The following is a 21,999-nucleotide window of genomic DNA, read 5'->3' on the forward strand; positions in this document are numbered from 1 at the left end:
GCAAGCCCCCTCCCACAGGGGGGCTCATTGTCCTCAAGAGAGTCCCTGGCCCGTCCCTTGCATTGACCCCCTAAAGCCCATCCGCGATCCGGCTGGGTGCTGCCATTAGGGGTGAAACACTACCTTGAATATTCTTGACCTCGACCACAGCCTTACGGGTCAGGCGCCGATTGCCCGGCGTTTGGCCAGTGGTCATGCCACCCGTCTGGACTTGTTGGACCTGGGCCCGAAACTGCGCCTGTGGTCCACCGAAAAAACCTGGAAGCGCTTCACCGAACGCCTGGCGGCACGGCCCCGGCCCACGGATGCGCGGCCGGAAATCCTGTTTGTCGGCTCCGGCGATTATCACCACCTGACGCCGGCATTTCTCGCCGACCTGAAAGAACCCATCAGCCTGATCCACTTCGACAACCACCCCGACTGGGTCCGCTTTGCGCCCAAGCGCCACTGCGGTTCGTGGGTCAACCGCGCGCTGAAGATGCCGGCGGTCAAGCGCATCGTCACCCTTGGCCCGTGCAGCGATGACCTGCATAACCCACAGCTGCGCGGCGGCAACCTCGGCGCCCTCAAGCGCGGGCAATTGCAGCTGTTCCCATGGCAGCACCCGCCTTCGAAAGTCTGGGGTCGGGTCGGCGATGGCGCCGGCCACCAGCAGCAGGAAAACTACCTGCACTGGCGCAATCTGGCGGAGCTGGACTGGGCCGCATTCCTTGAGCAAATGATTGCCAGCCTGCCCACCGAAGCCATCTGGATCACCCTCGACAAAGACGTGCTGGCCAGCGAAGACGCGGCCACCAACTGGGACCAGGGTGGCATGCGCCTGAGCCATCTGCTCCAGGCTCTGCGGGCCCTGGCGGCGCGCAAGCGGATCATTGGTATCGACGTGTGCGGCGAGTTCGCCAAGCCCGTGTTCAGTAACGCCTTCAAGCGTTGGGAGGCCAAGTCCGACCAGCCGCCGGCCGAGCGCTGGAGCGCCGAGGACTTGCAGCGCAATGCGGCGACCAACGAAGCCCTGATCAACCTGTTTGAGGAACTGTTTCCGTGACTTTGACCGTGGTGTTGCTGGTGGCCTTTTCCATCGTGCTCGATGTGGTCGGCCAGCTGTTTTTCAAGATGGGCCTGGACCGTTTGCCGGAGTTGGAGGGCGGCTTTCGCCTGAACGCCTTCTGGGGCCAGGTGTTCAACGCACCGTTGTTGTGGGCGGGGCTCGGGGCCTATGCCATTGAGTTTTTCGTCTGGCTTGAAGCCTTGTCCCGCGCGCCGCTGAGCCTGTTGTTTCCGTCGGCGGCGCTGGCTTATTGCGGGGTTGTGCTGGCGGGTAAGGTCGTGCTGGGGGAAACCGTCAGCCGCAGGCGTTGGATGGCCACGCTGGTGATTACCTTCGGCGTGATGTTAGTAGCGATTGGAGGGGGTCAGGCATGAGTACGCAAAATATCGACCGGGGCTGGTTGCACGAACGTCTTGGCACCGTGGTGTTGTGGGCCTTGCTGATCTGCACCGAGAGCGCCGGGCAGCTGTTTACCAAAGTCGCCGGTGACCAACTGGGGCAGATGAATTTCAACTGGCTGTGGTTGTCCGAAGTGGCGCGCAACCCTGGGATTCTGGCGGCGATTGCCAGTTACATCGGCGCGTTCTTCGTGTGGATGCTGATCCTGCGGCGCAGCAGCCTGTCCCTGGCGTTTCCGCTGAGTTCGCTGGTGTTTGTGGTGGTGTTGCTCGGTTCATGGCTGGGGCTGGGGGAGCACATCAGCCTGCTGCACTGGGTGGGCGTTGGGGTGATTATCGTCGGGATCGCGATGTTGGCCGAAGGCGAAGAAAACTGAAAGTATCGCGATGAAATACTGGCTCCATGTGGGAGGGGGCTTGCCCCCGATAGCGGTAGATCAGTCCCGTATGTATTGGCTGACCCTGCGCTATCGGGGGCAAGTCGAATCGTCGCACCGCCCCTCCCACATTTTTATCGATGTGCAATCAGTCGAATTTATAGCTGATCGCCGTCTGCACCTGGCCCTGGTTCACTTCGCCGGTCTGCTTGACGATGCTGCTGTCCGCTGCCGAACCCACCAGGTGTACCCAACTGGCACTGGTCAACAGCGACCATTTCGCCGCCAGGGGAAATTCGAAGCTCTGCGTGAACGTCAGGTTCTGGAAACCGCCGCTGGCGTTGTAGGGCCGAAAGCCCGAGGCGGCGGCTTCGCTATCGCTCACGCCGAAAAACGTGTTGGTCTGGCGTGCGTCGGCAAAATGCGCCATCAGGCCGCTGCTGCCAATGATCCCGCCACCCAACGGATAGCCTAGCTCGCCGCCGACCTTGCCAAGCACGCCGCCTTGGCCCTGGGCGCCACCCACGGCGCGACCCAGTTGGGCATAGACCCGCCAGAAGTCGGCCGGCGCGTACTGCACGAACCCGCCGACCTCGGCCATGCTCGACACTTCGCGCAACCCCGACAACGCGCCGTTGGCCGTGCGGCCCGAGAGGTAGTTGATGTACGGGCCGGCGCTGAAACCGTTGGTTTTCAGCGCGCTCCAGGTCAGGCCGTCATCGGTGCCGAGGCTGACGTTGCCCCAGTCAAGGTCGAGGTACGGAATGGCCGCGGTTTCATAGCGGGTGCCGGTGGGTTCTTTGGGCTGGTAGCTGATGCCCGCACCTGCTTCACCGGTGATGCCGTCGGCCTGCGCGGCTTGTGAAACGCTCCACAGCCCCAGTAATCCGGCGAATACAGCGGAGGTGATCCTGAACATGGTCACTGTTCCTTGATTGACTATGCGCGCATGAACGCGCAAAGCGCGGCGTTGGCGCAAGCACTCATCTTGTTTGTAGCAAGCTACAAAAATTGTAGCTCGCACGACACAAAACCGCCTGGCATCCGCGCAAACCCCCAGCGCCATTGGGCGTTGGCCAGTTGGCACAGTCCCTGCTCTAGCACCTTTTGCAAGCGCACAGAGCGCGCCCCTCCAAGGCCCTTCACCTAAAGGAAAGGCAGATGATCCACTGGCATATCGTGTGTGACTTCGACGGGACGATTACCCCCACCGATGTCATCGACAACGTCCTCCAACGCTTCGCCGGCCCCGAGTGGGAAACCATCGAGCAGGAATGGCTGGACGGGCATATCGGTTCACGCGAATGCCTGAGCCGCCAACTCGCGCTGATCAAGGCCACGCCCGCTGAACTGCTGGCCTATTTCGACAGCGTCGAGATCGACCCCGATTTCCCCGATTTCGTCGATCACGTCATCGGCCTGGGGGCGTCCATCGAAGTGGTCAGCGACGGTATCGAGCAAGGCATCGCGCGGATTCTGTCGCGCAATTACGTGAGCCTGCTGCCGATCCTCGCCAACCGCCTGCGCCAGGTCGACCAGAACAGCTGGCGCATTGATTTCCCGTATGCCAGCGATGCCTGCCGCGCCGCTTCCGGCAACTGCAAATGCAAATCCACCCCGCGCAACAAGCGCGTGCTGGTGATCGGCGACGGTAAGTCCGACATGTGCGTGGCCTCCACCGCCGACTTCGTCTTCGCCAAGGGCAGCCTTGCCCAGTACTGCGAGACCAACAACATTGCGTATGCGCGCTTCGACACCTTCGCCGAAGTGAGCGCATTGCTGGCCAAGCTGCCACAGGGCATCGCTGCCAACGCCACCACCTTTGCTGCTACTGACCTCTCTATTGAAAATCAGGAACTCTTCCACCATGTCTGATATCCGAATCGCGAGCGCCGAAGACCAGATTCTTCTGGATAAAGAAGCCAAATACTGCTCTTACGGCGACACCGTTCACTACATCGAACCGCCGCGTATTTTCAGCCGCTGCGAAGGTTCCTACGTGTGGGACACCGAAGACCAGGCCTACCTCGACCTGCAAATGTGGTACTCGGCGGTCAACTTCGGCTATGCCAACCCGCGCTTGAACAATGCGCTGAAACAGCAGATCGACACCCTGCCGCAAATCGCCAGCCAGTACCTGCACAAAGGCAAGATCGAGCTGTCGGAAATGATCGCGGTCGACGCCAAGAAGAAATTCGGCCTCGACGGTCGCGTTCACTTCAACGTCGGCGGTTCGCAGTCCATCGAAGACTCCCTGAAAGTGGTGCGTAACGCTACCAACGGCAAGAGCCTGATGTTCGCCTTCGAAGGCGGCTACCACGGGCGCACCCTCGGCGCCTCGTCGATCACCTCCAGCTACCGCTACCGTCGCCGCTACGGCCATTTCGGCGAGCGCGCGCAGTTCATCCCGTTCCCGTACCACTTCCGCGGCCCTAAAGGCATGACCAAGGAAGAATACGGCAGCCACTGCGTGCAGCAATTCGCGCGCCTGTTCGAGACTGAATACAACGGCGTGTGGGACCCGAAAGTCGGCCAGAGTGAATACGCCGCGTTCTACGTCGAGCCGATCCAGGGTACCGGCGGCTACGTGATCCCACCGCTGAACTTCTACCGCGAGCTCAAGCAGGTGCTGGATCAGCACGGCATCCTGATGGTGTCTGACGAAATCCAGATGGGCTTCTATCGCACCGGCAAGTTGTGGTCGATCGAGCACTTCGACGTACAACCCGACGTGATCGTGTTCGGCAAGGCGCTGACCAACGGCCTCAACCCGCTGGGCGGCATCTGGGCCCGTGAAGAACTGATCAACCCGAAGATCTTCCCACCAGGCTCGACCCACTCCACCTTCGCCTCCAACCCGTTGGGTACGGCGGTAGGCTTGGAAATGTTCAAAATGACCAGCGAAGTCGACTACGGCGCAATGGTCATGGCCAAGGGCAAGTTCTTCCTGGAAGGCCTGCAGGACCTGCAAAAACGCTTCCCGATCATCGGCGACGTCGATGGCCTGGGTCTGGCCCTGCGCTGCGAAATCTGTGGCCCGGATGGTTTCACGCCAGACAAGGCGACCCTGGACTACATGGTCGAAGAAGGCATGAAGGGCGACATGGTCGTGGACGGCCGCAAGCTCGGCCTGATCCTCGACGTGGGCGGCTACTACAAGAACGTGATCACCCTGGCACCGTCCCTGGAAATCAGCTACCCGGAAATTGAGCTGGGCCTGAAGCTGCTCGAGCAACTGCTGGTGCGAGCGACTAAACGGTGAGCAACGTCGGGATCGACCTCGGTGAGGGTGATGCCGGCTTCGTTCTCGGTGAAGGGCCGGTCGGCATCCTGTTGATCCACGGCCTGACAGGCACGCCGACGGAACTGCGCCAGGTCGCCAAGGGCCTGGCCAAGGTGGGTAATTGCACGGTGTACGTGCCCACCCTGGCCGGGCACTGCGGCGACAACAGCGACCTGCAGGCCACCGGCTGGCTGGACTGGTACGAAGGGGTGCGTAAAACCTTCGTCCAGGTCCGCCAGCGTCATGAACAGGTGTTTGTCGGCGGTTTGTCGATGGGCGCGGTGATGTCGATGTACCTGGCCTCGGAACATCCGGGCCAGGTCGCCGGGCTGCTGATGTATTCGACCACCTTGAAGTACGACGGCTGGAGCATTCACAAGCTGGCGTTTCTCACGCCGTTGTTGATGAAAATTCCGTTCGGCGTGCATATCTGTCGCTTCGAAGAGAAGCCGCCTTACGGCATCAAGAACGAACGCCTGCGGGCGATCGTCGAGCGGCAGATGAAGGAAGGGCAGAGCAGCGAGGCCGGTCTGTTGACCATGGAAGGCATCACCGTGCGCGAGTTGCACCGGATGAACGCCGTGGTCAAGAAACGCATGCCGCAGGTCAAGGCCCCGGCGCTGGTACTGCATTCGATCGAGGACGACATCACCAGCCGCTGGAACGCCGATTACGTGGAACGTCACCTCGGCGGGCCGGTGACCAAGGTCTTGCTGGACAACTGCTACCACATGATCACTGTCGACCTGCAATACCGTCGGGTGATCGAGTTGAGTGCTGAGTTTGTCGAGCTGCACGCCGGTCTTTGCAGATCCAAACAGGCTGATGGGGGAGCTGTAGCGCTTAAGCGAGACGGCGATGCAGCTATCGCGGTCTATCCGTTACACCGAGGTGATGCCATCACCGCCTCGCAGGGGCTCGAAAGCTCACACATTTGATCGGCGGCTTGCGACAAAAATAAGGGAAATATGTGATTACCACCCAAGCCTTCCCGACCATCCGGGCCATTCGGCGCAGTGCCTGGAATGACTGTTTTCCCGGTGCGCTGGAGGACTGGGACTACTACGTCGCCGTGGAAAATGCCGCCATCGACGATTTTCAATGGCGCTACCTGGCGGTATTTGAAGACGGAGCGCTGGTAGCCGTGGCCGCCGCGTTCATCACCCATTACCGCCTCGATACCACGGTGTCGGGCGCCGGCAAGCGCTTGACCTCGCGGTTGGAGCGACTGTGGCCGGGTGTTTTGCAAGTGGGGCTGTACGCAATCGGTTCGCCGGTGGCCGAGCGTTGCGACGTCGGGTTTGCCAGTAGCGTGCCTGAGGGGCACCGCCCGCTGGTGCTCAAACACCTGCTGCTGGCGGCGCGCCAGGACGCCGATGAGTTCGGCATCGGCCTGGTGGCGGTCAAGGATGCGCCGACGCAGGACCCGCACTGGGCCGACAGTTGCCGCGCGGCAGGCTTTCAAAGCATGCCGAGTTTGCCCACGGGCGTATTGCCGCTGCCTTACGGCTCGGTGGACGCCTACCTGGGCTCGCTGGGCAAATCCACACGCAAGGACTTGCGTCGCAAACTGCGTGCGCCGGGCCCACGGGTGGAGTGGCGGCGCAACATCGACGATGTGCTGCCCGAGGTCATGCGTCTGTATGAGTCCACGTTGACCCGTGCCGAGCTGCAGTTCGAACGCCTGCCCGCCAGCTACTTCACCGGCGTACTTGAACGCCTTGAACAGCGCGCGGTCTGTGCTCTTTACTGGGTGGGCGAGCACTTGGTGGCGTTCAACCTGATCCTGGTGGACGAGCATCGGCTGGTCGACAAGTTTTTCGGGCACGACGCGGAGTTTACCCGTGACTACAACCTCTACTTCCGCAGTTGGTTGACCAATGTCGACTACTGTATCCAACACAATATTGCGCTGTATGAGTGCGGACAGGCCGGGTATGCCAGTAAGCTGCGGCTGGGGTGTGAGTTTGAGGGCAATAGCCTGTTCTTCCGCCACCGTAACCGGCTGGTCAACGGCCTGCTCAGACTCGTGAAAATGTTTCTTCGACCGGATCGTTCCGACCCTGCCATGGCTGCTGCGATAAGCGAAACCCGATGATCACCAAGACCCGCCAAAAAGCCCGCCCCTTTGCCATTTCGCGCTGGAGCGTCCAGCGCAAGCTGGTGCTGGCGTTCTGGCTGGTCAGTGTGATTCCGACCATGATCGCGGCCGAACTGGCCGCCACCACGTTGTCGCAGATTTTCGACAGCAACGTGCGGATCTGGCTGCAGGAGTCGACCAAGATCGTCAAGGACGAGATCGGTGACATCCGGCATGACAACGCGCGCATGGCGAAATTGTTCCTGCGCTACACCAGCCCGCCCTCCAGCCGGCAGGCAGCCAAGCACGACCGGCTCACCGCCGATATCGCCCAAGCTACGGATATCGACGTGGTGGCCCTGATTCGCAGCAGTGATCACAAAGTGGTGTTCAGCACCGCCCCCGATGACATCGTCAAGCAGATCAACCTGACCAGCAACGCCGCATTGCAGACCGTCCAGCTGGAGGGGGTGAGTACCGGTATCGTGGTCTCGACCTTCGAGACCAGCCAGGAAGGCGTTGACTACGTGCTGCTGGTGGCCACCTACCTGGATAGCAGTTTCCTCACCAGCGTGGCCGATGTGCATTCCCTCGACCTGCGCCTGTACCTGGCCAACCCCAGCGGTTTCTCGGAAATTTTCGCGACCCAACGCTTCAAGGATCGCCCCTCGCACATCCCCAAAAGCGTCGAAGCCGAGTTGCGCAGCACCAAGCAGCCCAGCGAACAGTTCACCAACAAATACAGCGGTTTGTATTGGCCGATCTTCAACGATAGCGGCGAGCTGCAAGGCGTGATCTTCAGTGGCCTGCTGCGCCATACCAGCCTGGTGGGGCTGGTGAACCAGAGCAACTTGTTCGTGCTGATTTTCCTGGTTAGCTCGGCACTGTCCCTGGCGGCGGGACTGCTGGTGTCGCGGCGCTTGACCCAGCCGTTGCGCGATCTGTCCCAGGGCGTGAGCGCGGTGATCTCGGGCAATTATGCACACCGTGTGGCGGTCAGCGGCGGCGATGAACTGGCGCAATTGAGCAGCACCTTCAACCATATGACCGAGCGGCTGGGAGAGTTGCATCACCTCGAAGCCCAACTGCGCCGGCGCGACCGCTTGCACGCCCTGGGTGAAGTCGCCATGGGCCTGGCCCACGAAATCCGTAACCCGCTGGGCATCATCAAGACCGCCACCCAACTGCTGCACCGTCGCGCCGACTTACCGGAAGCCGACAAGCGCCACCTGGAATACGTGATCAGCGAAGTCAGCCGGATCAACGACCTGATCACCGAGTTTCTCGACTTCGCCAAACCCAACCCGCCGTTGCGCGTGTTGCTGCCGGCCCGCGCGCTGGTGGAAGACATTCTGGGTTTCTGCGGCCCCGAGCTGGCCAGCCACAACATCGATGCGCACATCGACGACCAGGCGCCCGGCGCGACCATCTACGCCGACGCCAAGCAACTCAAGCAGGCCTGCCTTAACCTGATTCTCAACGCCATCGATGCCATGCCTGAAGGCGGTCGCCTGACCCTGGGCATTCGTTCAGAGGGCGGCAATACGGTCATCAGCATCGCCGACACCGGCCAGGGTATTGCGGCGGATATGATCGAGCGCATCTTCACGCCGTTCGTCACCACCAAGGCCTCCGGCACTGGCCTGGGCCTGGCCAAAGTCTATTCGATCATGGAAAGTCACGACGGCAGCATCGAATGTGCCAGCGAGAATGATGCCGGCGCCACGTTCAGCCTGTACATTCCGGCGATTGGCGAAGACGATGAGGACACTCATGACGCATAACATATTGGTGGTCGACGACGAGCCCAAGCTCTGTGACCTGCTGTCGTCGGCACTCAGCCAGAACGGCATCCAGGTGTTCACTGCGGGGAACGGCCTGCATGCGCTCAAAGTGCTGGAGCAGGAAGACATCGACCTGGTGATCAGTGACTGGCGCATGCCGGGCATGGACGGGCCGGCGCTGCTGGCCGAGATCAAGGTGCGCTATCCCCAGGTGCCGGTGATCGTGATGACCGCCTACAGTACGGTGAAAAACGCCGTGCAGTCGATGCGTAACGGTGCGTATGACTACATCGCCAAGCCGTTCGATATCGACGAACTGGACATCACCGTGGCCAAGGCCCTGCAGTTTCGCGACATCATGCGCGACAACGCACGTATGCGCGCCGAGCTGGACGAGCAGGCGCAGTTCGACAGCCTGGTGGGCGACAGCCCGGCGTTTCGCAAGGTGTTGCAGGCGGTGGATTCGGTGCGCGACAGCAGTGCAACCATCCTGCTGACCGGCGAGAGCGGCACCGGCAAGGAAATGGTCGCCCGCGCCATCCACAAGCACGGCAGCCGGGCCGACAAGCCGTTCGTGGCGGTCAATTGCGCGGCGATCCCCGAAGGGCTGCTCGAAAGCGAAATGTTCGGCCATCGCAAGGGCGCCTTCACCGGCGCCGTGGCCGACCGGGTCGGGCGCTTTATGCAGGCCGACAAGGGCACGCTGTTTCTCGACGAAGTGGGTGACATGCCCCTGGCGCTGCAGGCCAAGATTCTGCGCGCCTTGCAGGAGCGGGTGATCGAGCCGGTGGGCGACCCCCGCGAGCGCAAGGTGGACGTGCGGGTGATCGCCGCCACCAACAAGAACCTGCTGGACGCGGTGGCCAATAAGGAATTTCGCGAGGACTTGTATTACCGCCTCAACGTGTTCCCGATCCCGCTGCCGCCCTTGCGCGAGCGCGTGGAAGACATTGCGCCCCTGGCCCGGCACTTCGCCCAGACCCTCAGCGCCACCGCCGGCAAACGCATCACCGGTTTCAGCCCCGAGGCCTTGCAGGCCATGACGGCGTATCACTGGCCGGGCAATATCCGTGAGCTGCAGAATTGCGTGGAGCGCGCGACCATCGTGGCGTCGTCGCCGGTGATCGAAGATATCGACCTGCCGGGTTATCTGTTCGCGTCCAAGCCCAGCGAGGGCGGCGTGATGGCGATTCTCAGCGACGGGCCGGGCATTCCCCAGGACCTGGATGCGGCGCTGGCGGAGGTGGAGAAAGCCTACATCCAGGCGGCGTTGCTCGAGAGCAATGGCGTACAGGCAGCCGCAGCGGCGAAGATCGGGATTTCCGAGCGCAGCTTCTGGTATCGCCTGAAAAAACTGGGGATTCAGATCGACAAAATAGTCCGCTGAGTTGCCTGGCACAGCACTGTTCTAAATGTGGGAGGGGGCTTGCCCCCGATGGCGGTGGATCAGATACAAATAGGCTGTCTGACCCACTGCTATCGGGGGCAAGCGCCCTCCCACATTTGGATTGTGGTGGGTCAGCTATGGAGGCGTACCCAGACGCTGACCAGCACTGTCGCTGCCATCAACCACGCCACCGCCGCCACGGCGAGCGAGGCCTCCAGCCGCAGGCGGTCGACCATCACGTAGAGCGTCGCCAGGTACACAAAGTACGGAATGATCGACCACATCCCGAACAGGATGGTGGTCTTCAAGTCGTCCACCGAGCGGCCCTTGCCGACGATGTAATGGGCGATCAGTGCAAAGGTCGGAAACAATGGCACCAGCCCGGCGATGTAGTAATTCCGGGTCTTAGCCAACGCGGCCAATATCAACACCACCGCCGCGCCCAGGGCGGCCTTCAATACCAGATCCACGCGCAGCTCCCTAGTGGCTTAAACCGTATTTCTTGACCTTGTCGAACAGGGTGGTCTTGGCCATTCCCAGTTCCTGGCTCGCCTGTGTCAGGTTGCCGCCGCTGCGTTGCAGGGCGTCGTTGAGCAGGTTGCGTTCGAAGGCTTCCACCGCCTCGGTGAAGGCCACGCCCTGGCTACCGCTGCTGGCGCCGCTTTTCTTGAAGGCCGGGAGGCCCAGGGCGAAGCGTTCGGCGACGTTGCGCAGTTCACGCACGTTGCCCGGCCAGTCGTGGCTCATCAGGTTGGACAAGGTCTGGTTGTCGAGGTCCGGCACGCTGCGGTCGAAGCGCAGGGATGACTGCTGCAGGAAGTGTTCGAACAGTTGCAGGATGTCTTCGCGGCGCTCGCGCAGGGGCGGCAGTTCCAGGGTCACGACGTTGAGGCGGTAGTACAGGTCGCTGCGGAACTGGCTGGCACGGCTTAATTCGTCAAGGTCGGACTTGGTGGCGGCGATCACCCGGCAATCCACCGCCACACTCTGGTTCGAGCCCAGGCGTTCCAGGGTGCGCTCCTGCAACACGCGCAGCAGCTTGATCTGCAGGTTGATCGGCATGCTTTCCACTTCATCGAGAAACAGCGTGCCTTCGTGGGCGTGCTCGATCTTGCCGATCCGCCGTTTGCCGGCGCCGGTAAAGGCGTTGGCTTCGTGGCCGAAGATCTCGCTTTCGAACAGGTTTTCCGGCAAGCCGCCGCAGTTCAGTGCAACGAACGGGTGGTCGTGGCGTCGGCTGAAATCATGCAGGCAACGCGCGACCAGTTCCTTGCCGGTGCCAGTCTCGCCTTCGATTAGCACGTTGGCCGAAGTATCGGCGACGTTGACGATCAAATCGCGTAAGTTCTGCATCGCTGGCGAGCGGCCGATGATGCGCCCTTCCAGGGAATCGCGCTCGGCCAACTGGCGGCGCAGCGACCAGACTTCTCGCGCCAGCCCGCGTTGTTCCAGGGCGCGGCGCGCCACTTCGACCAGGCGTTCGGGGGAGAAGGGTTTCTCCATGAAGTCATAGGCGCCGTTGCGCATGGCGCCGACCGCCATGGAAATATCGCCGTGCCCGGTAATCAAAACCACCGGCAGGCTTTTATCCAGGGTCTTGAGGCGGGTGAGCAGTTCCAGGCCGTCGATACCCGGCAGGCGGATATCGCTGATGACGATACCGGCAAAGTTCTCGCCGATGCGTTTGAGCGCCTCTTCGGCGCTGCCCACGCCGACGCTGAGGATGTCTTCCAGTGCCAGGGCCTGCTGGCAGCCGAGCAGCACATGGGGGTCGTCTTCGACGATCAGGACGGTGAGGTCAGTGTTTTTTTCTACGTTCATGACGACTCAGCTTTTTGAGCGCCCACCAGTGGCAGGCTCAGGACAAAGGCAGTACCACCGCCGACGGGGTGCTCCACGGCGAGGTTGCCGCCGGTGGCTGCGGCCAGGCTGGCGGACAACGTGAGGCCAAGGCCCAGGCCTTGTTCGCCGGGTTTGGTGGTGAAGAACGGTTCGAATAGATGCTTGCGCGCCTCGGGGTCGATGCCATGGCCATTGTCGCGCACCTGTAGGCGGTATTTGCCGTCGGCTTCATGGCCTTCCAGCCACAGCTCGGGCGCCGGTTGTGCTTGCATGGCATCGAGGGCGTTGCCGATCAGGTTGACCAGGATCTGCTCCAGGCGCGTCTGGTCGATCTGCAGTTGGGCCGGGGCAAAGTCGCGGTGCAACGTCAGCGGCAGGCTGTCGAGGCGCGCACCGAGCACTTGGAACGCTGCATCCACGGCCTTGCCCAGGCTGGCTTCGCCCTGGTCGTCGCCGCGACGCGCGAAGGAGCGCAGGCTGGCGGTGATGCGACCCATGCGGTCGATCAATTCGTTGATGGTCTTGAGGTTCGCGCTGGCGGTATCCAATGCACCGCGCTCCAGGAAACGCACGGTATTGCCGGACAAGGTGCGCAGCGCGGCCAGGGGCTGGTTCAGTTCGTGGGCGATGCTGGTGGACATCTGGCCGATGGCCGCCAGCTTGCCCGCCTGCACCAGCTCATCCTGGGCGCGGCGCAGGGTTTCTTCGGCCTGGCGGCGCTCGCGAATCTGCCCCTTGAGGCGCTCGTTGCTGGCGCGCAGGTCGGCGGTGCGTTCGGCAATCCGGCGCTCCAACTGGCTGTTGGCTTCCTGCAAGGCTTCCCGGGCGGCGAGGCGGGTGGCGATGACTTTGCGTCGTTCGTTCCAGGCAATCAGCAGGAACGCCACCAGGCCAAAGGCGACGGCCACCAGGATGCCTTGGTTGATCGCCGCCCGGCGCAGGTCGTTGAGCGGGGTGAGCAGGGTGAAATTCCACGGCGTGTCGCTCAGGGGCCGGGTCTGCGCCAGGTAGCTGACTTCGTGCTCGTCGGCCACCACTTCGCTGTTCGCCGGAAAGGTCAGCTTTTCCGTACCCTCGTTGAGGCGCTCGCGGGCCAGGGGCTCCAGCTCGTTCAGCGTCGCCCAGTAATATTGCAGGCTGTGTGCCAGGCGGTCCTTGGTCTCATCGCTCAGGGGGCGCACGGCTTTGAGGCGGCGGGCCGGGTCGCTGGAGAGGATGATGATGCCGTTCTCGTCGCTGACAAACGCTTCGAGACGCGCGCGCTTCCAGCGTTCTTCCAGGGCTTCGAGGCGGACCTTGACCACGGCGACGCCGATGATCTTGCCGTGTTCTTCCAGGCCATGGGCCAGGTAGTAACCGGGTTCGCCGTTGGTGCTGCCGATGCCATAGAACCGCCCGGGCTGGCCGCGCACGGCGTTTTGGAAATAGGCGCGGAAGGACAGGTCTTCACCTTGGTAACTGTCGGCATCGCGCCAGTTACTGGTGGCCAGCACACGGCCGGTGGTATCCATCACATAGATGGCCCGACTGCGGCTGCGCCGGTTCAGGCCTTCGAGGTAGTCGTTGACGGTTTTGCGGGTGTCCTGATTTGGCTCGGCCAGCAGCGCGGACACGCTGGACTCCAGTTCCAGGAGGCTGGGCAGGTAGGTGTATTTGCTCAGCTCGCTTTCGACGGTGCGGGCATGCAGCTCCAACTGGCGTTCGCCGGTATCGCTGAGGGTGCGGATGCCATAGTACTCACTGATCCAGAAGCCGATGTAACCCAAGCCGATCATCAGGGCGATGGTCAACGGCGGCAGGAACAGTTGGCGAATCAGACGAGGCTTCACGGCAAGTGATGGCGGCGCGGCGCGATAGAGGTTGGGGTCGCATTTCATCACAGATGCCTTGGGTCAACCAGAGCTTGCCAACTTGCGCGGCCCAGTGTGGGAGGGAGCAAGCCCTCTCCCACATTGAACCGGTTTCTACAGTGCAAGCTAGGTAGTGCTTAGTGCTGCAGGATTTTCTCGAGGAAGTGCTGCGCGCGTTCGGAGCGGGCGCTGATGTCGCCGAAGAACTCTTCTTTCGGGCAGTCCTCGATGATCTTGCCGGCGTCCATGAAGATCACGCGGTCGGCCACTTTGCGGGCGAAGCCCATTTCGTGGGTCACGCACATCATGGTCATGCCTTCCTGGGCCAGTTGCACCATCACATCCAGCACTTCGTTGACCATTTCCGGGTCGAGGGCCGAGGTCGGTTCGTCGAACAACATGACGATCGGGTCCATGGCCAGGGCGCGGGCAATCGCCACCCGTTGCTGCTGACCACCGGAAAGCTGGCCAGGGTGCTTGTGGGCGTGCGCTGACAGGCCGACGCGTTCAAGCAGTTGCAGGCCCTTTTGGGTGGCTTCTTCCTTGCTGCGGCCGAGCACCTTGATCTGCGCGATGGTCAGGTTTTCGGTGATGGTCAGGTGCGGGAACAGCTCGAAGTGCTGGAACACCATGCCGACGCGCGAACGCAGTTTCGGCAGGTTGGTCTTCGGGTCGGCGATGGACGTCCCGTCGACGATCACGTCGCCTTTCTGGAACGGTTCCAGCGCGTTGACGCACTTGATCAGGGTGGATTTACCCGAACCAGACGGCCCGCACACCACGATCACTTCGCCTTTTTTAACCTCGGTGCTGCAATCGGTCAGCACCTGGAAGTCGCCATACCACTTGTTGATGTTCTTGATAGAGATCATACGGCAAACCTTTTTTGCAGACGCTTGACCAGCAGCGAGGCGGAAAAGCTGATGATGAAGTAGACGACACCGGCGAAGATCAGGAACTGATTGGAGCGGCCGATGATGTCGCCGTTGGAGCGGGCGGAGTTGAGGAAGTCCACCAGGCCCACGGTGTAGACCAGCGAGGTGTCCTGGAACAGGATGATGCTCTGTTGCAGCAGCAACGGGGTCATCTTGCGGAACGCCTGGGGCAGGATGATCAGACGCATGGTCTGGCCATACGTCATGCCCATCGCCTGTGCGGCCCCCATCTGGCCCTTGGGGATAGACTGCACGCCGGCCCGCACGATTTCACAGAAGTACGCGGCCTCGAACATCATGAAGGCCACGACGCAGGAAGTGAACGCACCGATTGGCGTGTCTTCGCCGGTGATCCAGCGCAGCACGAAGGGCACCGCCAGGTAGAACCAGGTGATGACCAGCAGCAACGGAATCGAGCGGAAGTAGTTCACGTAGGCGCCGGCCAGGCGCGATAGCAGCTTGCTGGACGACAGGCGCATCAACGCCAGGGCTGTGCCGAGAGCAATACCGCCGACCACGCCCATGACCATCAACTGCAAGGTCATGATCATGCCGTTCCACAGGCCAGGGATAGCGGGGATGATGCCGCTGAAATCGAGTTCCATTATTTACCCCCCACGGAGATCAGGCCGGGCACGGCGACTTTCTTCTCGACCAGGCGCATCAGCAACATCAGGCTCATGTTCAGGGTGAAGTAGATCAGCGTGGCCAGGGTGAAGGCTTCAAACAGGTTGGCCGAGAACTCGGCGGTCTGCTTGGTTTGCGCCAGCAATTCCATCAGGCCGATCAAGGACGCCACGGAGGAGTTCTTGAACACGTTGAGGAATTCCGAGGTAAGCGGCGGAATGATGATCCGGTAGGCCTGGGGTAGCAGCACGTTCCAGTAGATCTGCGGCAGCTTGAAACCCATGGCGCGAGCGGCGGCTTCCTGGCCACGCGGCAGCGCCTGGATGCCGGTGCGTACTTGCTCGCAGACACGTGCGGCCGTGAACAGGCCCAGGCACACCACAACGCTCAGGTAGGCCGAGGTGGTCGGGTTCAGGTCTTGCTTGTACCAGTCCTGCAGGTTTTGCGGCAGCAGGTCGGGTATCAGGAAGTACCAGATGAACAGTTGCACCAGCAGCGGTACGTTACGAAACAGTTCCACGTAGCAGGTCGCGATGCCCGATACGATACGGTTTGGCACGGTGCGCATGACCCCCAGAATGGAGCCCAGCAGCAAGGCGATAATCCATGCCACGACGGCGATGGCAATGGTCCAGCCCAAGCCGGCGATGTACCAGTCGAGATAAGTCTCGCTGCCAACGCCAGTGGACTTGAAGAACACGCCCCAGTCCCAGTTGTAATTCATTAGGGTCTCCCCTCGAGATCGATCGATGTACAAGCACCCGCTTGGGGAAAATCCGTTCCCGCCTGACGGTGAACGCCAGGCACACACGATCGGCTCGAAAACCGCCCGGTCGAGTGTTCCAAAATAAAGCTAGCAGGTAGTAACAGACGCCTGAGGGAGTGTTGGCTCCCTCAGGAGATAAGGTTAGCCAGGAATCAGATTTTTACGTCAGGCGCTGGCTTGTCGCTCGGATTGGCGATCAGTTCCTTAACCTTTTCACTCATCGGGAAGTTCAGGTTCAGGCCTTTCGGTGGGATCGGGCTTTCGAACCACTTGCTGTAGATCTTGTTGATTTCGCCGGACTTGTACAGGGCGACGATGGCGTCATCCACGGCTTTCTTGAACGCAGGGTCTTCTTTGCGAACCATGCAGGCGTAGGCTTCGAAGGACTGCGGAGTGCCGGTAATGACCCAGTCGTCGGGCTTCTTGGCCTTGGCTTCTTCACCGGCCAGCAGGGCGTCGTCCATCATGAACGCGACGGCACGGCCGCTTTCCAGCATCTGGAAGGATTCGCCGTGGTCTTTGGCGGAGATGACGTTCATGCCCATCTGCTTGTCGGCGTTCATCGCCTTGATGATGCGCTCGGACGTGGTACCGGCGGTGGTCACGACGTTCTTGCCTTTCAGGTCGGCGAAGTCGCTATAGGACGGCTTGCCATCCTTGTCTTTCTTGACCAGCAGGCGGGTGCCGATTTCGAAGATGTTGGTGGTGAACGCAACTTGCTGGGCGCGCTCGGCGTTGTTGGTGGTGGAACCGCACTCGATGTCCACGGTGCCGTTCTGCACCAGCGGGATACGGGTCTGCGAAGTGACCAGGTTGTACTTGGCCTGCAGTTGGGGTTTGTTCAGGTCTTTTTTCAGGGCTTCGACGATAGCCAACTGAATGTCGTGGGAGTAGCCCACCGGTTTGCCCGAACCATCCGCGATGTAGGAAAACGGGATGGAGCTGTCGCGGTGCCCGAGGGTGATGGTGCCGGAGTCGTTGATTTTCTTCAGCGTGCCGGTGAGTTCGGCGGCGAAAACGGGAGTGCTGATCAGAGCGGCAGCGATAGCTGCGCCCAAGATATGGGGAACGATGCGCATCAATACTTCCTCGACATTTGTTTTTTTTATGAAGCCGGTTAAGCGGCTCTCTTATACAGCGAATGCCCATGACGGCTCCTGAGACATCTCAGGCAATCGTCCTGAAGTGTAGAGCATGAGTCGTGCCAGACCATGAGTAAATGACTAACTATATGATTTATATGGCTATTAACTTTATGTGACGGAATATTTGTAATGGCCAGATCCGGCAAACCGAATCAGGCATGGGGGGCGCGTTCGGAAAGCCGAATGGACGCGCCGATATAACAAAGCCCCTGGACCTTACGGCGCAGGGGCTTTTGTGAGAGCGGTCTGTCAGGCCGCCTGGATCTTGCTGCGGCTCAATTCAACCTTGGACAGGTAACGCTGCACGTTGGCCTGTTCTTCCGGGGTGGTGGACAGGCCGAGCTTGGTGCGGCGCCACAGCACATCCTCGGCTTGGGTCGCCCATTCTTCGGTGCACAGGTAGTCGACTTCGCGGGTGTACAGACCGCCACCGAGGTGGTCGCCGAGGTCGGCCAGCGATTGCACGCCTTCCAGCAGGCGCCAGGTGCGGCTGCCGTAGGTGGTGGACCAGCGGCGTGCGATGTCGCTTGGCACCCAGTCGAACCGGGCGCGGATGGCCGCAGCCAGGGCTTCTGGCGTGCTCATGTCTTCGCCGCCCGGCAGGCTCGCGTTGGCGGTCCAGCTTGGGCGCATCTGCGTGAAATAAGGCGCCAGGTGGGCCATCGCCGACTCGGCGAGCTTGCGGTAGGTGGTCAGTTTGCCGCCGAACACCGACAGGATCGGCGCCTCGCCAGTGCCGCCGGAGAGCGACAGGGTGTAGTCGCGGGTGATGGCCGACGGGTTGTCCGACTCGTCGTTGCACAGTGGGCGCACGCCGGAGTAGGTGTGGACGATGTCATCGCGGCTCAGTTGCTTCTTGAAGTGAGCGTTGACCACCTTGAGCATGTAGTCGGTTTCACCTTCAGTAATCGCCACTTTCGCCGGATCGCCGGTGTATTCGCGGTCGGTGGTGCCGATGATGGTCAGGTGGTCCAGGTATGGAATCGTGAAAACGATGCGCTGGTCTTCGTTCTGCAGGATATGCGCGTGGGCGCCTTCGTACAGTCTTGGCACGATCAGGTGGCTGCCCTGGATCAGACGGATGCCGTAGGGCGAATCCAGCTTCAAGTCTTCCTTGATGAACTTGGCGACCCACGGCCCGGCGGCGTTCACCAGCGCCTTGGCGCGGATCGAGAACAGGCTGCCGTCGGCGCGTTCCATGTTCATTTCCCACAGGCCCTTGCTGCGGTGTGCGCTGACGCAACGGGTCTGGGTATGGATGTGTGCGCCTTTTTCGCGGGCAGCCATGGCATTGAGTACCACCAGGCGGGCGTCATCGACCCAGCAGTCGGAATATTCGAAGCCTTTGGTGATTTCGCTTTTCAGCGGGCTATCGGGGCCGAACTTGAGGCTTTTCGAACCCGCGAGTTTTTCGCGCTTGCCCAGGTGGTCATACAGGAACAGGCCTGCGCGGATCATCCACGCAGGCCGCAGGTGTGGGCGGTGCGGCAATACAAAGCGCATCTGCTTGACGATGTGCGGGGCCTTGGCCAGCAGCACTTCGCGTTCGGCCAGGGCTTCGCGCACCAGGCGGAATTCGTAATGTTCGAGGTAACGCAGCCCACCGTGGATCAGCTTGCTGCTGGCGGAGGAAGTGTGGCTGGCCAAGTCGTCCTTTTCGCAAAGGAATACCGACAAACCGCGACCGGCTGCGTCTGCTGCAATGCCGACGCCATTGATCCCGCCACCGATAACGGCAACGTCATAGACTTCGGCAAGCGGTGGAGCAGGCAAGGTAGAAGGGTTCATCGGCTGGCCTCGCGATCTTTTCGTATTGGAATTCGAACATTAATGTTCATTTCCGAAAATGGTAGCTGATAAACGCGCCCACAGCCACCCGAATTCGATTGAAAAAACTCATCGAAGGGCGAGAAAAGGAAAATTTGTGAACATGTGCCTGGGGAAGGCTCAAGGAAATGGGGGCAGGATCAATCGCTATCGGGGGCAAGCCCCCTCCCGCACTTTGATGTGCGAACCCATTCAAATGTGGGAGGGGGCTTGCCCCCGATAGCGTCAGTGCAGGCGCTAGACCACTTCCAGCCGAACCTTATGCTGGTTCAACAACTGCACCAACGCCGGCACCGGCTGCTGGTCAGTCACCAGGCAGTCCACCAGGCTGATCGGCCCCAGGCGAATCATGGCATTGCGCCCGAACTTGCTCGAGTCCGCCGCCAGAATCACCTTGCGCGCATTGGCGATGATCGCCTGGGAAACCCGTACTTCTTGGTAGTCGAAGTCGAGCAGGCTGCCGTCTTCATCGATGCCGCTGATGCCTACCAGGGCGAAATCGACCTTGAACTGGTTGATAAAGTCGACGCTGGCCTGGCCCACGACACCGCCATCACGCCGCACATTGCCGCCGGTCAGCAGCACGTCGAAGTCGTCCTTGGCGCTGAGCATGGTGGCGACGTTGAGGTTGTTGGTGATGATTTTCAGGTGATTGTGGTTGAGCAACGCACGGGCGATGGATTCGGTGGTGGTGCCGATGTTGATGAACAGCGAGGCGTGGTCGGGGATTTGTGCGGCGATCGCTTCGCCGATGCGCTGTTTCTCGTCGCGCATCTGGTCGGCACGCATGGCGTATGCGGTGTTTTCGACGCTGGAATCATAGGCCGCGCCGCCGTGGTAGCGGCGCAACAGGTTGGCGTCCGCCAACTGGTTGATATCGCGGCGGATGGTTTGTGGGGTGACAACGAACAACTGCGCCATTTCCTCGATACTGACGTAGCCGCGTTCGCGGACCAGTTCGAGGATTTGTTGCTGGCGGGGAGGCAGATTCATGGGGCGTCCTTTGGGCTGCCATACAAAAGTGGCCCATGATGACGCAGGAATCTGCTCCCTGCCAGTTACAACCCTAAGGGGTTCCGGCGGATGGCTTATTCAGCGCCTTCGTGAGGTTCCCAATCACGGGTGCGGCTCACCGCTTTTTGCCAGCCGGCGTAGAGTTTCTCCTTGGCCGTTTCTTCGAGCTGGGGTTCGAAGAAGCGCTCGATCACCGCCTTGCCACGCAATTCCTCCAGGCTGCCCCAGAAGCCACAGGCCAGGCCCGCCAGGTAGGCGGCGCCGAGTGCCGTGGTTTCGCGCATTTGCGGGCGCTCGACCTGGGTGCCGAGGATGTCGGCCTGGAACTGCATCAGGAAGTTGTTTGCCACCGCGCCGCCGTCCACGCGCAGGGATTTGAGGCGTTCGCCGGAATCCTGCTGCATGGCGTCCAATACGTCGCGGGTCTGGTAGGCAATTGACTCCAGGGCTGCGCGAATAATGTGATCCACGCGCACGCCACGGGTCAGGCCGAACAGTGCGCCACGGGCATACGGGTCCCAATACGGCGCGCCCAGGCCGGTGAACGCGGGCACCAGGTACACGCCGTTGCTGTCCTTGACCTTGCCGGCGAAGTATTCGGTGTCATGGGCGTCGTTGATGATTTTCAGCTCGTCGCGCAGCCACTGTACGGTGGAACCGCCGTTGAATACTGCGCCTTCCAGGGCGTAGGCCACTTCGCCACGCGGGCCGCAAGCGATGGTGGTGAGCATGCCATGCTTGGATTTCACTGCTTTGTCGCCGGTGTTCATCAACAGGAAGCAGCCGGTGCCGTAAGTGTTCTTGGCCTGGCCCGGTTCCACGCACATCTGGCCGAACAGCGCGGCCTGCTGGTCACCGGCGATGCCGCCGATGGCAATGCCGCTTTTGGTGCGGCCGTAGATTTCCGACGAAGATTTTACTTCTGGCAGCATTTCGCGCGGCACGTCGAGGATGTCCAGCATCTTCGCGTCCCACTCCAGGGTGTGGATGTTGAAGAGCATGGTGCGCGAGGCGTTGGTGTAGTCGGTGACGTGGGTCTTGCCGCCGGTAAATTTCCAGATCAGCCAGCTGTCGATGGTGCCGAACAGCAGCTCGCCGTTGCGCGCACGTTTGCGGCTGCCTTCGACGTTATCGAGAATCCACTTGAGCTTGGTGCCGGAGAAGTACGGGTCGGTGACCAGGCCGGTGGTGTCGCTGATGTATTGCTCGTGGCCATCACGCTTGAGCTGCTGGCAGATTTCGGTGCTGCGGCGGCACTGCCAAACGATGGCGTTGTAGATCGGGCGGCCGGTGACTTTATCCCAGACCACGGTGGTTTCACGCTGGTTGGTGATGCCGATAGCGGCGACTTGGTCATGGTGCAGTCCGGCTTGGGCCAGGGCTTCGACCATCACCGCGCTCTGGGTGGCGAAGATCTCCATCGGGTCATGTTCGACCCAGCCCGCTTGTGGGTAATGCTGGACGAATTCACGCTGGGCGGTACAGACCACGTTAGCGTCGCGATCGAAAATGATTGCCCGGGAACTGGTGGTGCCCTGATCAAGGGCAATGATGTAGTTCTTATTCTGAATATCGGTCATGTCGATTGCCTTGGACGAGAAATAAGGATTGGGTAAGCCGCCTGTGCCACGAAGGG

General features: G+C 61.2%; 20 protein-coding genes. 9 read left to right on the top strand and 11 right to left on the bottom strand.

Features of this window, described 5'->3' with window-relative positions; all coding sequences use genetic code 11:
• The first annotated feature begins 124 nt into the window (after nt 1–124).
• The 3 genes from P3S72_RS06565 to P3S72_RS06575 are packed head-to-tail and all read left to right on the top strand — an operon-like array spanning nt 125 to nt 1,823.
• Nucleotides 125–1,045, top strand: a complete 921-nt coding sequence (locus tag P3S72_RS06565) for an arginase family protein (RefSeq protein ID WP_247401051.1) — start codon at nt 125–127, stop codon at nt 1,043–1,045.
• A complete protein-coding gene (locus P3S72_RS06570; protein ID WP_247401054.1) occupies nt 1,042–1,422 on the top strand; it encodes a transporter in 381 nt (126 codons plus the stop codon). The genes P3S72_RS06565 and P3S72_RS06570 overlap by 4 nt, the downstream gene beginning before the upstream one ends.
• A complete protein-coding gene (locus P3S72_RS06575; RefSeq protein ID WP_276196693.1) occupies nt 1,419–1,823 on the top strand; it encodes an EamA family transporter in 405 nt (134 codons plus the stop codon). The genes P3S72_RS06570 and P3S72_RS06575 overlap by 4 nt, the downstream gene beginning before the upstream one ends.
• A gap of 148 nt (nt 1,824–1,971) precedes the next feature.
• Here the strand turns inward: P3S72_RS06575 and P3S72_RS06580 are convergent, their stop codons facing one another.
• Nucleotides 1,972–2,742 carry a MipA/OmpV family protein gene (locus tag P3S72_RS06580; protein ID WP_276196694.1) on the bottom strand — a complete coding sequence of 257 codons (771 nt, stop codon included), beginning with the start codon at nt 2,740–2,742 and terminating at the stop codon, nt 1,972–1,974.
• A 242-nt stretch (nt 2,743–2,984) separates the two neighbouring features.
• Between P3S72_RS06580 and P3S72_RS06585 the strand changes: the two genes are divergently transcribed.
• The 6 genes from P3S72_RS06585 to P3S72_RS06610 are packed head-to-tail and all read left to right on the top strand — an operon-like array spanning nt 2,985 to nt 10,357.
• On the top strand, nt 2,985–3,698 hold the full coding sequence (locus P3S72_RS06585) for an MtnX-like HAD-IB family phosphatase (protein WP_247401092.1): 714 nt from the start codon (nt 2,985–2,987) through the stop codon (nt 3,696–3,698).
• Nucleotides 3,691–5,085, top strand: a complete 1,395-nt coding sequence (locus P3S72_RS06590) for an aminotransferase class III-fold pyridoxal phosphate-dependent enzyme (protein ID WP_247401096.1) — start codon at nt 3,691–3,693, stop codon at nt 5,083–5,085. The genes P3S72_RS06585 and P3S72_RS06590 overlap by 8 nt, the downstream gene beginning before the upstream one ends.
• Complete coding sequence (locus tag P3S72_RS06595; protein WP_276196695.1) at nt 5,082–6,044, top strand: alpha/beta fold hydrolase; 963 nt, start codon at nt 5,082–5,084, stop codon at nt 6,042–6,044. The genes P3S72_RS06590 and P3S72_RS06595 overlap by 4 nt, the downstream gene beginning before the upstream one ends.
• A 32-nt stretch (nt 6,045–6,076) precedes the next feature.
• Nucleotides 6,077–7,204: a GNAT family N-acetyltransferase gene (locus P3S72_RS06600; protein WP_276196696.1), complete on the top strand. Its 1,128-nt coding sequence runs from the start codon at nt 6,077–6,079 to the stop codon at nt 7,202–7,204.
• Complete coding sequence (locus tag P3S72_RS06605) at nt 7,201–8,970, top strand: HAMP domain-containing sensor histidine kinase (RefSeq protein WP_276196697.1); 1,770 nt, start codon at nt 7,201–7,203, stop codon at nt 8,968–8,970. Before P3S72_RS06600 ends, P3S72_RS06605 begins: the two co-directional genes overlap by 4 nt.
• A complete protein-coding gene (locus tag P3S72_RS06610) occupies nt 8,960–10,357 on the top strand; it encodes a sigma-54 dependent transcriptional regulator (RefSeq protein ID WP_276196698.1) in 1,398 nt (465 codons plus the stop codon). The genes P3S72_RS06605 and P3S72_RS06610 overlap by 11 nt, the downstream gene beginning before the upstream one ends.
• A 131-nt stretch (nt 10,358–10,488) precedes the next feature.
• Here the strand turns inward: P3S72_RS06610 and P3S72_RS06615 are convergent, their stop codons facing one another.
• The 10 genes from P3S72_RS06615 to glpK all read right to left on the bottom strand — a co-directional run bounded on the left by P3S72_RS06615 (nt 10,489) and on the right by glpK (nt 21,943).
• Nucleotides 10,489–10,827, bottom strand: coding sequence for a GlpM family protein (locus tag P3S72_RS06615; protein WP_276196699.1), 339 nt, complete (start codon nt 10,825–10,827; stop codon nt 10,489–10,491).
• A gap of 10 nt (nt 10,828–10,837) precedes the next feature.
• On the bottom strand, nt 10,838–12,178 hold the full coding sequence (locus tag P3S72_RS06620; RefSeq protein WP_276196700.1) for a sigma-54 dependent transcriptional regulator: 1,341 nt from the start codon (nt 12,176–12,178) through the stop codon (nt 10,838–10,840).
• Nucleotides 12,175–14,076, bottom strand: a complete 1,902-nt coding sequence (locus P3S72_RS06625) for a sensor histidine kinase (RefSeq protein ID WP_276196701.1) — start codon at nt 14,074–14,076, stop codon at nt 12,175–12,177. The genes P3S72_RS06620 and P3S72_RS06625 overlap by 4 nt, the downstream gene beginning before the upstream one ends.
• A 110-nt stretch (nt 14,077–14,186) precedes the next feature.
• Nucleotides 14,187–14,921, bottom strand: coding sequence for an amino acid ABC transporter ATP-binding protein (locus P3S72_RS06630; protein WP_124357250.1), 735 nt, complete (start codon nt 14,919–14,921; stop codon nt 14,187–14,189).
• Entirely contained in the window at nt 14,918–15,589 is a 672-nt protein-coding gene (locus P3S72_RS06635; RefSeq protein WP_276196702.1) for an ABC transporter permease subunit, read from the bottom strand. Before P3S72_RS06635 ends, P3S72_RS06630 begins: the two co-directional genes overlap by 4 nt.
• Entirely contained in the window at nt 15,589–16,335 is a 747-nt protein-coding gene (locus P3S72_RS06640; protein WP_159954486.1) for an amino acid ABC transporter permease, read from the bottom strand. Before P3S72_RS06640 ends, P3S72_RS06635 begins: the two co-directional genes overlap by 1 nt.
• Nucleotides 16,336–16,529: 194 nt before the next feature.
• On the bottom strand, nt 16,530–17,456 hold the full coding sequence (locus P3S72_RS06645; RefSeq protein WP_276196703.1) for a glutamate/aspartate ABC transporter substrate-binding protein: 927 nt from the start codon (nt 17,454–17,456) through the stop codon (nt 16,530–16,532).
• A 315-nt stretch (nt 17,457–17,771) separates the two neighbouring features.
• Complete coding sequence (glpD, locus tag P3S72_RS06650; RefSeq protein WP_276196704.1) at nt 17,772–19,310, bottom strand: glycerol-3-phosphate dehydrogenase; 1,539 nt, start codon at nt 19,308–19,310, stop codon at nt 17,772–17,774.
• A gap of 276 nt (nt 19,311–19,586) precedes the next feature.
• Nucleotides 19,587–20,342, bottom strand: a complete 756-nt coding sequence (locus P3S72_RS06655) for a DeoR/GlpR family transcriptional regulator (RefSeq protein WP_247396312.1) — start codon at nt 20,340–20,342, stop codon at nt 19,587–19,589.
• 95 nt (nt 20,343–20,437) lie between these two features.
• Nucleotides 20,438–21,943, bottom strand: a complete 1,506-nt coding sequence (gene glpK, locus P3S72_RS06660; RefSeq protein ID WP_276196705.1) for a glycerol kinase GlpK — start codon at nt 21,941–21,943, stop codon at nt 20,438–20,440.
• Between the last annotated feature and the right edge of the window lie 56 nt (nt 21,944–21,999).

Origin of the sequence: Pseudomonas sp. D3 (genome assembly GCF_029320995.1) — a bacterium.
In the GTDB taxonomy this organism is placed as follows: Bacteria; Pseudomonadota; Gammaproteobacteria; order Pseudomonadales; family Pseudomonadaceae; genus Aquipseudomonas; species Aquipseudomonas paraveronii.

Bases quoted from the DNA above. Each gene is read 5' to 3' on its own strand.
- glpD (WP_276196704.1), bottom strand. From the start codon at position 19,310: ATGAACCCTTCTACCTTGCCTGCTCCACCGCTTGCCGAAGTCTATGAC.
- P3S72_RS06610 (WP_276196698.1), top strand. From the start codon at position 8,960: ATGACGCATAACATATTGGTGGTCGACGACGAGCCCAAGCTCTGTGAC.
- P3S72_RS06590 (WP_247401096.1), top strand. From the start codon at position 3,691: ATGTCTGATATCCGAATCGCGAGCGCCGAAGACCAGATTCTTCTGGAT.
- P3S72_RS06635 (WP_276196702.1), bottom strand. From the start codon at position 15,589: ATGGAACTCGATTTCAGCGGCATCATCCCCGCTATCCCTGGCCTGTGG.
- P3S72_RS06630 (WP_124357250.1), bottom strand. From the start codon at position 14,921: ATGATCTCTATCAAGAACATCAACAAGTGGTATGGCGACTTCCAGGTG.
- P3S72_RS06580 (WP_276196694.1), bottom strand. From the start codon at position 2,742: ATGTTCAGGATCACCTCCGCTGTATTCGCCGGATTACTGGGGCTGTGG.
- P3S72_RS06645 (WP_276196703.1), bottom strand. From the start codon at position 17,456: ATGCGCATCGTTCCCCATATCTTGGGCGCAGCTATCGCTGCCGCTCTG.
- P3S72_RS06605 (WP_276196697.1), top strand. From the start codon at position 7,201: ATGATCACCAAGACCCGCCAAAAAGCCCGCCCCTTTGCCATTTCGCGC.
- P3S72_RS06655 (WP_247396312.1), bottom strand. From the start codon at position 20,342: ATGAATCTGCCTCCCCGCCAGCAACAAATCCTCGAACTGGTCCGCGAA.
- P3S72_RS06620 (WP_276196700.1), bottom strand. From the start codon at position 12,178: ATGAACGTAGAAAAAAACACTGACCTCACCGTCCTGATCGTCGAAGAC.
- P3S72_RS06575 (WP_276196693.1), top strand. From the start codon at position 1,419: ATGAGTACGCAAAATATCGACCGGGGCTGGTTGCACGAACGTCTTGGC.
- P3S72_RS06625 (WP_276196701.1), bottom strand. From the start codon at position 14,076: ATGAAATGCGACCCCAACCTCTATCGCGCCGCGCCGCCATCACTTGCC.
- P3S72_RS06640 (WP_159954486.1), bottom strand. From the start codon at position 16,335: ATGAATTACAACTGGGACTGGGGCGTGTTCTTCAAGTCCACTGGCGTT.
- glpK (WP_276196705.1), bottom strand. From the start codon at position 21,943: ATGACCGATATTCAGAATAAGAACTACATCATTGCCCTTGATCAGGGC.
- P3S72_RS06585 (WP_247401092.1), top strand. From the start codon at position 2,985: ATGATCCACTGGCATATCGTGTGTGACTTCGACGGGACGATTACCCCC.